This window comes from Paraglaciecola sp. L3A3, from assembly GCF_009796765.1.
GTDB lineage: Bacteria > Pseudomonadota > Gammaproteobacteria > Enterobacterales > Alteromonadaceae > Paraglaciecola.
Genome location: NZ_CP047023.1, coordinates 3,763,253 through 3,776,809 on the forward strand (window position 1 = coordinate 3,763,253; position 13,557 = coordinate 3,776,809).

11 protein-coding genes are annotated in these 13,557 nt (G+C 39.2%); 7 read left to right on the forward strand and 4 right to left on the reverse strand.

Annotation, left to right across the window (positions count from 1 at the left end; genetic code table 11):
• Positions 1 to 71: 71 nt before the first annotated feature.
• Positions 72 to 758 carry a DUF2293 domain-containing protein gene (locus GQR87_RS15640; RefSeq protein WP_158970920.1) on the forward strand — a complete coding sequence of 229 codons (687 nt, stop codon included), beginning with the start codon at positions 72 to 74 and terminating at the stop codon, positions 756 to 758.
• 255 nt (positions 759 to 1,013) lie between these two features.
• Positions 1,014 to 1,697 (forward strand): hypothetical protein, encoded by a 684-nt coding sequence (locus GQR87_RS15645; protein ID WP_158970921.1) that lies wholly within the window; start codon positions 1,014 to 1,016, stop codon positions 1,695 to 1,697.
• Between the two features lie 331 nt (positions 1,698 to 2,028).
• On the opposite strand, the gene GQR87_RS15650 is transcribed toward GQR87_RS15645, so the two are convergent.
• The gene (locus tag GQR87_RS15650) at positions 2,029 to 2,739 is read right to left on the reverse strand and encodes a GDSL-type esterase/lipase family protein (RefSeq protein WP_158970923.1); all 711 of its coding nucleotides are present in this window, start codon (positions 2,737 to 2,739) and stop codon (positions 2,029 to 2,031) included.
• Positions 2,740 to 2,925: 186 nt separating this feature from the next.
• Positions 2,926 to 3,072, reverse strand: coding sequence for a hypothetical protein (locus GQR87_RS22200; protein WP_199271773.1), 147 nt, complete (start codon positions 3,070 to 3,072; stop codon positions 2,926 to 2,928).
• A gap of 525 nt (positions 3,073 to 3,597) precedes the next feature.
• Between GQR87_RS22200 and GQR87_RS15655 the strand changes: the two genes are divergently transcribed.
• From GQR87_RS15655 to GQR87_RS15670, 4 genes are all read left to right on the forward strand, one after another.
• Positions 3,598 to 5,517, forward strand: a complete 1,920-nt coding sequence (locus GQR87_RS15655; RefSeq protein ID WP_158970925.1) for a metallophosphoesterase — start codon at positions 3,598 to 3,600, stop codon at positions 5,515 to 5,517.
• 589 nt (positions 5,518 to 6,106) lie between these two features.
• Positions 6,107 to 6,292 carry a hypothetical protein gene (locus GQR87_RS15660; protein ID WP_233267282.1) on the forward strand — a complete coding sequence of 62 codons (186 nt, stop codon included), beginning with the start codon at positions 6,107 to 6,109 and terminating at the stop codon, positions 6,290 to 6,292.
• 317 nt (positions 6,293 to 6,609) lie between these two features.
• Positions 6,610 to 6,915, forward strand: a complete 306-nt coding sequence (locus GQR87_RS15665) for a helix-turn-helix domain-containing protein (RefSeq protein WP_158970929.1) — start codon at positions 6,610 to 6,612, stop codon at positions 6,913 to 6,915.
• Positions 6,912 to 8,192: a type II toxin-antitoxin system HipA family toxin gene (locus tag GQR87_RS15670; protein WP_158970931.1), complete on the forward strand. Its 1,281-nt coding sequence runs from the start codon at positions 6,912 to 6,914 to the stop codon at positions 8,190 to 8,192. The genes GQR87_RS15665 and GQR87_RS15670 overlap by 4 nt, the downstream gene beginning before the upstream one ends.
• Positions 8,193 to 8,837: 645 nt before the next feature.
• Here GQR87_RS15670 and GQR87_RS15675 read toward each other — a convergent pair.
• The gene (locus GQR87_RS15675; protein WP_158970933.1) at positions 8,838 to 10,478 is read right to left on the reverse strand and encodes a DNA cytosine methyltransferase; all 1,641 of its coding nucleotides are present in this window, start codon (positions 10,476 to 10,478) and stop codon (positions 8,838 to 8,840) included.
• 252 nt (positions 10,479 to 10,730) lie between these two features.
• On the opposite strand from GQR87_RS15675, the gene GQR87_RS15680 reads away from it, so the two are divergent.
• Positions 10,731 to 11,660, forward strand: a complete 930-nt coding sequence (locus tag GQR87_RS15680; RefSeq protein ID WP_158970935.1) for a hypothetical protein — start codon at positions 10,731 to 10,733, stop codon at positions 11,658 to 11,660.
• Positions 11,661 to 11,894: 234 nt separating this feature from the next.
• On the opposite strand, the gene GQR87_RS15685 is transcribed toward GQR87_RS15680, so the two are convergent.
• Entirely contained in the window at positions 11,895 to 13,547 is a 1,653-nt protein-coding gene (locus GQR87_RS15685; protein WP_158970937.1) for a nuclease-related domain-containing DEAD/DEAH box helicase, read from the reverse strand.
• Between the last annotated feature and the right edge of the window lie 10 nt (positions 13,548 to 13,557).

The window sequence follows — 13,557 nt, forward strand, 5'->3', positions numbered from 1 at the left end:
TTAATCAATGAGACTATTGAATCGAGAACTGAATAGAAGAATTGAATCCAAGAAATAAATGGAAGTAATAAATGCCTACAGAAACACGCAGCTTTTTAATCACTGATTCCGATAATCGCCTTAAAGATAAAACAGGCAAGGTTTATTCAGTACCCTCTGGTTGGCAAAATTTACCTGCCGGAGATGCCTCGGTGACACGCAAATTAAAATCCCTAGGGCCGACTTGGACAGTTCAGGAAAAAAAAGGCCGCAAGGCTTTTTCGCACGGGGTTTGGGCTGCAAAAGAACAAATTGAACAAGCAATAACACTGGTCAAAGCGCAACGAGCCGATCCCAAACATCAAAAGAAATTAGCCCAGGCCAAAGTTATCCGCCAAGCAAAAGAAACGGTCTTTGGCGAAGACTTCCAACAAGCGATCATGCAATTTCTCAACTTCGACCCCAGATATCAGCTTTTGGTTGAGCAGTTATCAAAGTTGGTAAAAGAACACGCGGTGCCTGTTGGTAGCGGTACAGTAGCCCGTAGCTCATCAGTCACCTTAGAAGATAAGGCGGCCTTGGCAGTCATGGCCTGGATGCGCCATAAAACCAGTACTTATGATTCAACACCTGTCCCCCGTGTTAAGGGCGCAAGACGCGAATTAAGGCGAAAAATAGCCCGTCAATCGGAACGAATTCTAGCAAAGTACCGCAGTGGCGCTGATGTCGATGTCGATGTTAAGGCTTGCCCGCTTTATAAGGCTTTGCATACAAAATAGGTTGATTTCAAGTGATGTTAATACTCTAGTTAACCTGAATACTGGATAAGCCGAACCTCTCGATAACGCTCTTTTTATCCAGAACTCAGGTTAGTTAACTTGCATGAAATACACCTGAAAGTTGTTTAGTCTAATGTGGCTATAGACTAAAGTAGCCTTTCACAGTTTGCTTCCTTGGTATAAACCTATAGCCCAGTAAGTAAACTGTTGTTGCTATAACTACTATTTGGCTTATTTCACCTTTGAGGTTCATTCATGCGTCAATTTAGCGCTTTATATTTTTTACTTTTTTTTGTGGCTTGTACGGCTATGGCGCAAAAGCAAGAACGGCCCACAGATATGATATTTTCATATGTAGAACACCCTACTATGATTAATTATCTGATCCCTTTAATTAAATCTAGCTACCAAAAACTTGGCATACACACACATTTTATCCCCCAGCCCTCTAATCGTAATTTGCGTTTAGTAGAAAACAATAAAATAGATGGTGACGTGGGATATATGCGTATCGTGTTAGGAGGCTATAACAACTTAATCACTGTTGAGCCGCCCATAGTATTGGGAATTTTCACTTTACTATGTCAACCCCAAATCCCCTGTAATATAGAGGTATTAGCAGATGAAACTGTCACATTAGTGTCGACATCAGCTACACAAAAAGGCTTAGAGAAAGGTTATAAAGGGAAGTTAAAGGCACAATTTTATCCAGTGAATAATATATCTATCATTCCAGAATTTATTAGTTTAAAACGCTTTAAGTACGCAATTTACCCCACCAGCGAAAAAGACCTGTGGCGTCTTAATACGGCTGATTATCAGTTTGTTAAATTATTCGACTCTGCTCTTTATCATGTATTGAATAAGAAGTATCAGTTTATGGCAGATGATGTAGGAAAAGCTCTGCAAAAAACGATTGATGAAATGCAGGTTAAGTAAAAGTGGCAGTATGCCAAAAAATAATTGAAACGGCTTTGTCGACAAAGGTTTAGTTGTACTAGCTTAGTTTTTTCTAAAGCTAAATGTCAGTGTCTTGACCTCCAATAATAGCCATAATATCTAACTGTTTATTGTTTACTCGAAAAAATATGCTATCGCAACCTACCACACAGCGTCTGTATTCTGGCCGAACACTATGATGGCTGTCCTGATAATTCCTAACTGAACTGGCTTTGTATTAATAACTAGTTATTAATACAAAGCGCTCATTTTAGCGTATTAATTATATGCCTATAAATTATCGCTGAGTGAGCATTTATTAGGGTTGGCTTTATTCGTATTGTGCTTCTATGGGCATCAAAGCGGCTTTGATAGTTTGCCCCCAAATCTGATAACCTTTGTCGTTTAAATGCTGCATATCATGTATGAAAATATCGTCTCGTATTGTGCCGTTGAGATTAAGTAGCGGGCTAGCAATATCAATGTAATAAACTAAAGGTTCTTCATCTGCAAAGGCTTTGAACTCCTTGTTCACCTCCTGAGCTAAAGGCCAGACAGATTTATTGCCAATACTTGGTTTTATCGATAGAAGGTAAAAACGAGTATCAGGTAAGGTACTGTGAACTTGACTGATGATTTGTTTAAGTTGACTTAATATTTGAGTTTTAGGGATAGGCGGCGTTAAAGATGTGTCGTTATCTCCTTCATAAATTAAAATGGCTCTAGGTTGATATTTAATCGCTACACGGTCGATATAATATAGTAAGTCATTCATATTGCTGCCGCCAAAACCACGAGGTATAACAGTTAAAGGGGCTAAAGCTGTATGAGCTTTTTTGCTCCACTTGGCAATACTTGAACTACCTGTTATTACAATGGCACCTTTGGCGGGCATAGTGACGGCGTCTTGCTTTTCAAACTTCTGAATAGACTTTTCAAATCTCGTTGGATTAGGTACTTGAGCAAAGGTACCAAAACACATACACGCAAGTGTTAGTGTAAAAATAATAATTTTAGCTAAATAGCATTGTTTGTACTTCATTAGTAGTTCCACTATAAAATATTACGATCTGTTATCTTATACCAATCGCATTAATAAGTTTTTAGTAAAGATCAATTACAAATTGATCGGCAATGGCAAAATTTAGGCTATCTTCAAAAATGTAATTTTTAATATTGATTAAGTCTTCTCTCGATTCAGGAGAAAAAATGAGTTGGTAATTTCTCATTAACTAGCTGGTGTTATACGGCTTCTTGCATCGAATAAAAGATTATTTATGAAAACATCATTTGCTTCATAAAATTGCCCATTTTTAACTTGCTCTTGAGCACGAGCTAATTTTCTCTCTAAAGCTCGTTCAGATACAGCAGACAAGATCATTTCTTCCGCTTCTATAACAGATGAAACTTTACCCGTTTTGACTTATTCATCAATAAATATATCAATAGGTTGTATTAGTGCACTCATAGGAAATACCTTAAAAGTAATACTTCTATTTTAGAAGTTTACAGTAAAAATCAATAGATGAAAAATCACTCAATAGATAAGCAATGTTGGTAACTAACAAATATCATGCCTGTCCTGTTAATTCATTGGTGTGCTTTTTAGCCGTAATTTCATATGTTTATAGGTGTCGCCAATCTATTAGAAAACTATGGCTTTATGAATTTTTTATAACACTTTTAATATGTAACACAGCTGTATCTTCTCTCTGCTACCGTTCTTCTAACATCGTTATCTATTCTTAAAATGTTCAATCTGAAAGCAATATTCGTTGCGTTTCAAAAGAGGTTAACGATGTTAAGAATTGGTTTGCTCGGAGTGAGTTTAGTACCAAAAGGAATCGGTTTACTTTGGCCACATTAAAAAATTTAACGCATATTTGATGGAAAAAACACAATGAAAACTAGATTTATTAATTCCCGATCCTTTGGGGTTATTTGTTTGGCAACGATGCTTTTTGGCTGTGACGACGATAAAATCGTCGAAGTTGAAGTGCCGGTAGAGGTTAATGCCGAACATGCATTATTAACAGACCCATTTTTACAAGTCCCAACCGATAGCTCAATTAATGTTGTGTGGTTCACTAATTTTGAAGGTACAGAACATAGTTTAACCTTTGGAGACACTTCAACTACTGATGTAACCACCACACAGTTAAGCCGAATGATGGAAGATGCTTCTTCACAGCAATTTAGTAAAACCTATGACGCGGTAAGTTATCGTGAGGTTTATCGTCATGAAGCGACAGCTGAAGGATTAACCCAAGGTGTACGACTAGACTATTCAGTATCAAGTAAAGATGAAGACGGGTTCGAATTCACAAGTAATACATTTACTTTAGCCCCAGCGCCAGCGAAAAATGCGCCGTTGAAAATATTATTAACCTCTGATTTGCAGTCAAAAAAGAACGTTGTGGCTAACTACCAAAAAGTGGTTGAAACAGTTGGCACACCTGATGCTGTTTTATTCGCTGGAGATTTTGTAAACGTACCAGACCGCGCCTCAGAATGGTTTGACCAAGCTAAAGATAACGCACCTGGTTTTTTTCCTGCGTTACAAGGCCACTATCAAAAATACCTACCTGGCTTCCCATACAATGGTGGTGAAATTCTGCAACATTCGCCACTATTTGGCACCATAGGTAACCATGAAGTTATGGGGCGTTATAACCCAACTGATGATGGGTACTCTCTCAATGGTAGCTTTAATGATCCGCAGCCCCCATGGTATGCAGAAGCAGCTTACGAGCAAGTTAAAGCTGATGTTAACCCAACTGATGACTCAGACATTAAAGCTCAATGGATTGCTGATCAATCACATAATCAAACCAGTTTCTTAGACATTTTCTCTTTCCCTGAAGATGGTCCAGGTGGTGAGGAATACTACGCAACTGAATTTGGTGACGTATTTATCATATCTATGAATGTATCAAGAATATGGCGCTCGTGGAGTGTTTCTGGTGCAAGCAAATCTAAATTCGTAGAAGGGTTAAGCACCTTAGAAGATCCTTCTCAATGGGGATTTGGTGAGTTTTTATTTGAACGTTTTGACAAAGATTCAGAACAATATGCTTGGTTAGAATCAGTAATGGAAACAGATGCCTTTAAAAACGCAAAATATAAAGTAGTCATGGCTCACCAAGGTGTATTCGGTTTAGGTGACAATACGGTACCAGTATTATCTCAACCGGTTATGCAGCTCGTAGAAACCGACACTCAAGGTATTGAAACAATTACCGAATTTACCTTCCCTTTAACAGCTGAAGCTTGGGCCAATACGATTGAACCTATGCTTGCCAACGTTAGCGAAGTACTTTACCAATACCCACTAGATCAAGATGTATGGTTAAACGACATTGAACCACTATTATTGCAAAATGACGTAAATTTAGTTCACATAGGGCATTCTCACTTATGGAATCGTGCGCAAGTTGAGAGCCTTCATTATTTAGAGAGTTCAAACGTAGGGAATTCTTATGGTGCATACTATGTAGACAGCAGCGGTGTGTATACCAGAGATGTACGTTCTAGTTATGCTGATTTTTGGGCTGACGTCAATTCAGAAAAACCTCGCTGGTCAATTATCGATTATCCACCAAATGGAGATCCGCAAGACCGCGTTATGAGCTTTCCTACCGTTTTCAGCCCTATGAGCCTAGAAAATGACGATTATCCAAACCTACCTTTCGTGACCAGTAATACCTTATCAGTGTTCTCTATACTAGATACGGGTACTGGAACAGTACAAAGTTATGTATTTGACCCATCTGATCTAAATTCTGAAGTCCAATTATTTGATGAATTTTCTATACAGTAATTAATAAAACAGGTAGTAGCCAATGCAGGCTATTACCTGCTCTTTTTTATATCAGCCTGAATTAACGCTAATTCGTGTCACTTTAGTTTTAGCTTCATCAACAATACAAATACTTATTCCCGTCATATTTCTCAACACGCCATTCCGGTGCGCTTTTTAGCCCGTCATTCCGGTGCGCTTTTTAGCCGGAACCATTCTTTTATAAGCAACTAATTATCATGCCTGTCCTGTTACTGCTCTCTATACAGTAATTAATAAAACAGGTAGTAGCTAATGTAGGCTATTACCTGTTCTTTTTTATATCAGCCTGAATTAACGCTAATTCGTGTCACTTTAGTTTTAGCTTCATCAACAATGCAAATACTTATTCCTGTCGTATTTCTCAACACGTCATTCCGATATGCTTTTTAGCCGGAACCATTTCTTTTATAAACAACTAATTATCATGCCTGTCCTGTTAATTCCCCCCTCCCCTTTATTTATTCATGTGACTTATAGTCCGTGGCTCGGTGTTTCAAACTAATTAATACTGTTTGTATCGACTTAAAACAGGCATTTAAAAATGGATACAACTGGCAACTCATTTACGATGAATTCAACCTATGAAGAAGAATTTATGGGATTTGAAATATTTGTCGAACCAAACCCTGATAAATGGCAAGGAGGCTACATTTGGACGGTATGCAAAGATGAAGAGGAAATCTATTCTGATTTGGAGTTTGAATTTGATGACGCGATTAATTCTGCAAGGAGCACAGCCAAATTATATTTTTAAACATCATTACAGAAGCGTAAAGCACACTTCGCGCCATCGTACATGACGTTTTTTTGACTGGTGCTACGATGACAGTCCTGTTAGTGCACTGAGAATTATCTTTAGCCTACCAAAGCGAACTATTATGGAAGCTCTGTTTATTGATTTAACTTTGTTCTGACCCCGATAGTTTAAAAGTAGGATATTAATCCAATTATATTCAGTAAAATGGGAATATAGTCCCTTATTTCGCCTATTAATGTTGATTGAATTTCAGAGTTGGACTATATTCCTATTAATGTTCAAATAATGGGAATATAGTCCCTTTGGTTGGTGGTATGGCTAAGCGTGATTTACACAATGTATTGTTTCCAAAGCAGCGCAAAATCCTGACTCATTTCGGTGAGGACTTGCTGTTGGCGATGAAACGACGAGGTTTTACAAAAAAGCTGCTGTGTGAGCGCACTGGCTTTGATCATAAAACCGTGAACAAAGTCTTCGCAGGTGATCCGGGCGTTGCCATAGGTACTTACTTAAAGGTTATGGCCGTCCTTGGCATGGAGAGTAATTTTTCAGAAATGGCCGCCCATGATGAAGTTGGTATCAAGCTGCAAAATATAAAATTGCTGGAAGGTTCAAGATGAGCCGTGAAATCGTCGAAGTCTATGCCGACTGGAAACCAATTGCAGCGCCTTTGCTAATAGGGCAGCTTACTTACAGCGACTCAAGTCGAGGTGGCGTGTTTAGTTTTGCCTACGATAAAGCGTTTTTAACCTCAGCCTATCGCTTGCAAATTGATCCAATCCTGACGCTTCACTCCGGTGAACTCTACAACGATGAAGCCGATAAAAACTTCCGTGCATTTCTTGATTCATCGCCTGATAGATGGGGACGTATTCTAATGCAACGACGTGCAGCCATTGAAGCTCGCAAAGGCATACGAGCAACAAGTCGATTAAACGAGTTGGATTACCTGCTGGGCGTACATGACTCTTACCGGATGGGTGGTATTCGATTTAAGCGAGCAGGCTCGGGGGCTTTCTTAGATTCTCCTTTTTTAGACAATAATGCCGAATTTGCAGCGCCGCCAATGGCGTCGCTGCGAGAGTTAGAGCACGCTGCAATGCAGATTGAAAAAGGCGATAACATCGACAGTGACGAGTATTATCGCTGGTTAAAGATACTAATTTCTCCAGGCTCATCACTAGGTGGTACAAGGCCCAAGGCTTCTGTGACAGATGAACAAGGCCACTTGTGGATTGCTAAGTTTCCCAATTTAAACGATACCTTTGATGTCGGGGCGTGGGAGATGGTCTGTTATGAATTGGCTTTGGCGGCAGGTGTTGACATGTTTCCAAGTGAGATTAGGCAGTTTTCCTCTGGGCATCATACCTTTTTAACAAAACGATTTGACCGCGACGGCGATCAACGGCTGCATTTTTCATCGGCCATGACACAACTTCGCTATTTTGTAAACGAAAAGTATGATGGTGAACAATCTCAAGGTGCCAGCTACTTAGAGATTGCTGAATTTATTTCCAATTTTGGTGCACAAACTGAAGCTGATTTAGCGCAGTTATGGCGTCGTATCGTGTTTAATATTGCGGTATCCAACACGGATGATCACCTGCGTAACCATGGCTTTTTATTAGCAAAGAATGGTTGGAAGTTATCACCAGCTTATGATTTAAACCCGATAGTGGGTAAGCATGGCCTGCATCTGAATATTACGGATGCAGACAACGCTTTAGACTACCAGTTAGCCTTTGACGTAAAAGACTTCTTCCGACTTTCTCAAACCCAAGCCACGCAAATTTACGATGAAGTATTAATAGCGGTGAAGCAATGGCAAACCGTTGCTAAGCGGCTAGGGATCAGCCGAGCAGAGCAAGCCATGAAACAATCGGCGTTTAACGTTTAATGGGTCACTGAACCTATATTTTCGTTTTCAGAATTGTTATCGTGGCTGTCCTGTTGATTTTCTATTTAATCAGTACATCAAGTGCCCTGTCCGAGATAATGGCGCGATCTAAAAAGGAACTATTAGAGAAATCAACGTCACTGACCCTATCGATTTCTGTGACTCAATTTACGTCCTGTAAATTGCCCTACGAAATTCACCAGATAATCGGCGAACATAGATGCGAGGGTAGAGCAAAAGACAAAAGCAGTGGCCAAAGCCACCAGAGATAGGGATTAAAGAATCAAACAGCTCAGAATTATCATGCCTGTCCTGTTAGTGCACTGGGGAAAGGCAGTGGCGACGCCACCAAAGATTTGAACTAAAGAGTTAGAACAGCTTTTTTTTGGAAGAGAAATCATCATGGCCAGCTAAGAATTATCATGCTTGTCCTGTTAGTGCATTTCTACCGAATTCCAACACCACCACACTCCGTCATTCCGGTAGTCTTTTTAGCCCGTAATTCCGGTATGCTTTTAAGCCGGAACCATTCTTTATAAACGATCACTATGATGGCTGTCCTGATAATTCATACTTTGCCGATCTTTGATTTAGTGGCTCTGTCATTACTTTTAGTTCTTCGAACTATGGTGACTGTCTTGTTAATTACTTGTCAGATAGTTTTAATAACTGGCTGCATACTTTCCCCAACGCTTTTCCCAGTAAAGGGGGAACGGCATTTCCAACTTGTGTATATTGCGGCACTTGGTACCTTCGCATGTGTCCGCCAGTTGTAACCTTAGAGCGAAAAACAAACCAATCTGGAAATGATTGAAACCTTGCCATTTCCCTGACCGTTAAAGTTCTCTGGGATTCATCATCATAATGACAAGCGTCATCAGGTATCGATAATGCGGCAGGTGCAGGTTTATCTGCAACTAAGGCTTTCTGAGTTTGTTTCTTAGTTTGCAATGTCGTTAACAGTTTGAGTAAAGCTTTTGGCTTAGGGTGTTCAACCCGTTCACCAGATTCAGTTAGTAGCCAGTCTTGATTTGCTAATATAACTAAAGATTCATTACTGATCAGACTATCGTCGCCAGTTTTAAGAAATGACTTAACCTCCCTTCTAACGATGTTAGATTCCAATTTATTGAGAATTTGATAGAGCCTGAAGCGAGCGCGAACTCGATTATTATTACCACGATGTTCTTGATTTGATGGTTTACCATTTGTTGTTAATAGTTTTTTCCATTCTTTATGTCTGTTCGCTTTAGCTTCAGTTGATTTGTAGGCCTGACCGTTGATGGTGTTGACATAGCTGCTGGGCTTACCTACTTCTTTATTTAAATCGTCAATGGCATCTTTTGCGGTTATCAGTTTATTAGTAGCCGATCTCAGAGCTACAATAGATTCAAATAATGTGGAGTTATAGAGTGCTGAGCCATTTTCTACATCATGATACTTAAGGTGGCCATATTCGAGTTCGCCACCTTCTGTATTTACCAATTTAAAAAATTGGTGAGAGTTTTCTAGAGCTTCGCTTAGTGCGTTATCAGTATTATTTTTAAGTATTTGGGAAAATACATTTTTTCGGAACGCCAGCATAATAAAACGTGGGCGATTCTGTGCCGCTCCAGCATACTTTGCGTTTACATGCAGGCATAATGGCACATACCCTTCTAAGGCAAAGGCTTTTGCTATTTCGTACCAGGCGTAGTATTTCTCGCCATCAATATTGAATGCTCGAAGAATCCCAGTTACATTTTCAAGTAACGCCATTTTAGGTTTAACTTGCCGTACAAATTCGGCAAAAGCCCAAGGGAGAGAGTTTCTCTGGTTTGAGTGCTGTCGCATACCAGCCATGCTAAAGCTCTGGCAAGGTGGGCCTCCAGAAACAAGGTCGACCTCACCATCACCTAAACCTTCTCTTAAAGCTTTTTTGAATTTAGGTTTTTTCAGTAATGTATTGAGATCTATAATGCTGCCAATAAGTAAACTTCCACGTAATTTTTCTAGATTACTTTCAAGTCCTGCTAAATCGGATTCTCTATTCTTTAGGCCAGCTGCAACATAGGGATTCTCCTTTAGGCGAGCCTCTGATTTATCACGGCTATGCTCGCTACTGATCCAATAAACAGGGTCATTATCTCTAATCCCATTCTCTTCAATATTTAACCCAAGGTGGTTATAGGCAAAAGTCTCGCCTGCCATAGGAGACAATTCGTTTGCCAGTAATAAGTCAAAACCCTCGGATTCTAATCCTAGGGATAGACCGCCGCAACCGGCAAATAACTCGATGTGGTTCATATTTTGCTAACTCATTTCTAAAGTGCGGATTATAAATTACGTATTACTAAAAGTCCAGGTCACTAGTTTGCAAGTAACTAGCGATTATATAAATTTCCATTCGCAATATTAAAACAAGACTGTTTATATGTACAGTTGTTTGTGTTATATTTTGTAATCATAACATCTTGAATTTTTTAGGAAAATTGTATTTTAAGATAAGTCATATTAGTATCACTGTTTGTTGGATATATCATAGATTAAGGGAATTAAGTGATTGAGTCTTATCGTAAAGCAGCAGTTGAGTCTGCAATGTCTACTAACAGTGCACGGAATTCATTTCCACATTGGTCTGAGTCAATATCGAAGATTACTAATGACAGGCTCTCCGGTGAAATTATTTTTAATTTGGGTGATCACCTGAGGGAAATTTTTGGCACTTCATCACAAGGGAATACTCGAGTAGGTGAAAATACTAATTCAAGCGTTTCTGCGGGAGGAGCGGCATGGGAAAGTTTAGTATGTTGGTATTTAAACCTTTGTTTAATAGGCAGTAATGTTGTTGTCATAAAAAGTAAAAAGGATCTTTTACCCCGTTTTGTAACTGATGCAATAGCCGTCAAATATAATAACTTTAAGTCCAATACCGAAGCCGACTTAATCTATATTGCTTTTCCAAATGTATTGGATTGGCCAGAAAAGAACGAAAGGGAGCTATTTTCACAATATTTCGACCGTGTTTTGTCAACGGCGTTTGCTATGAAAGATATATCAATTGGTATTATCCAAACCAAGACCAATTGGAATGATAATGCACAGATTCCAATGCTTTGGGATATGGTTTACTCGGCGAAAGGATTTGGTAGGAATGTCAGTGTCGGATCGAAGGGACGGTCAATAGAATCATTTGCAAGTTTCACATACTCATTTGTCACAGTACCATCGCAAAAAGACGTCGATAAAAACTATAAAGTGACAAGCACAGCAGTTAACAGAGTCAGGAACATAAGTGGAGGTAACTATTGGGGATTACCTACCAAAAACGGTGTAGCAGACTCGCTAAATGAATTCATTGGCCGGAATTTAAGTGATTATGTCCAAGGGTCAGATCTAATAGGCTGGCTTGATCAGCAAGTTGCCCTTTTAGATGGTGATTATTCATATTTTGGACTGCATTCAAAATATAAATTACCTAAATCTTAAGTCGATAATGGCAACTATGATATCAAAATCCAGATATTCTCGGCATACCAAAAATAAATTTTTCTCATGCTGCTGTTAAATTTATCGATATAGGTATTAGCTGGCTAAGCCGTAACTGCTAACTCAAGCTAAGAGCAGTTACATAAATGTTGTAAAGTAAATATTTAGCTAATGAAGCACGGTGTCAACATAGTGTGAATAATTGAGCAAATAAGTATCACAACATGACATGATTCATTCCAGAGTACTCAGCAGGCCAGATAGCCAAAGTTCAGCCTCTTCGTTAGGAGTAATTATGTCAAGTCTGGCTGTTGCTCGCGTGAAGGCAACGTACAAGTCTTCTTTTGTTAGAGCTTGATTCTTCCCGGGCTCGTCAGCGTGAATAAAGACTACATGTCGAGCCTCTAAGCCCTTGAATGATTTGATCGTCGAATATAAAACAAAACCCGGTTCACCAAGCTTGCTAATATCTTCTGTTAAGTTGAGGCCGTAAGCCTTTCTAGAAGTATCCATGCATGAGTTTTCTAACTTGTATGGGGAAAGAATCACCGCACCACCATCTGCACTCAATTCATTTACTAGATACCAAGCCTTTTGTGCCATAGAATCAATTTTGCAAATACTAACATGGGGTACTTCACCGTTAGGTACACCAGGCATAGGTTTAACCGCACCACTGCAAACTTTATTAGTAGCTGCGTTAATTCGTTCTGTGTTCCTACAGTTGTGGTAAAGACGGAACGTCACTTCAGCACCTAATGTCTCGTTGGTACCTTGCCCGTATAAGTCCTGCTTATTATCTCCAAAGTAAAGCCATTGGGAATTATCATTAAGTAATTCATATAAAGCAAAAATCCTTTCATCACCAAAATCCTGCCCCTCATCAATAATGATGGCATCATATTTAGCATCTTCACTATGAAAAGAATCCATTACTCTTTCAGGTAATACAGTAGAATAGAAATCTGATGCACCACTACCAGAATGATCATCAACGAGGTTCCAAAATAATGAATCGATGCTAAAAATAGCACTCGCCATATCGGGGTGTTTAAGTCTTAAGCTCTCTGCCAACTTCTTATTAAAACATACGAAGATTGCTTTTTTTTCTTCTTCTAGCAAAGCTGACAACTTCCAAAACGCAAGTAATGTCTTACCTGAGCCTGCAGGTCCAATAATTGCAACTCGTGGTAATTCAAATGCCCCGCGCAATGCGGCAAACTGTTGACGAGTAAGCTCTTCAATATCATCTTCATCTTCATTAGCATCTAACTCCGTATCAACTTTAACCACACGAAAACGTTGATTAGTTAGAATTTTAGCCGTATCACTAGCTAATTCTCGGCTGAATTTTTTACCTGCATTCTCGCTTCCTTTTGATAATAATGCTTCCCTAATTGCTCCACCTAATTGATGCATTCGATTTTTAGTTATAAGAGTGGAATCATCATATAGGTCTATTTTACCTTCAACTTCTCCATTTGGGTAAACCACTATCCATGCATGTAAACCAGGAAATGCATAACTTTCACCTATAGATAGCTCATCTTTTACTACCTTAGTAAGCGTATGTAAATTTCGATTTGCTTGTTCAGGAGGAGATTCTTTCAACTTTATTTCACGACCACTAAAGTCTCGCCTGTACCATGATCCATCTTCGCCAACATATACTGACTTTGAACCCTTAACCTCAACAACAGCTAAGCCTAAATTTGGTGCTAAAATCACAAAATCAGCTTCTCCATCTTTAACAGGACCAAATCCATCTTTCAATGCCCAAGCAACACTACAGATCACAATCCAACTATCAGGTAACTGCTTAGACAATTGCCTACGGACTTCCCTTTCCCACTTATCTGATGGAACAGGCCCAATTAATCGTGGCATAAACAACTAC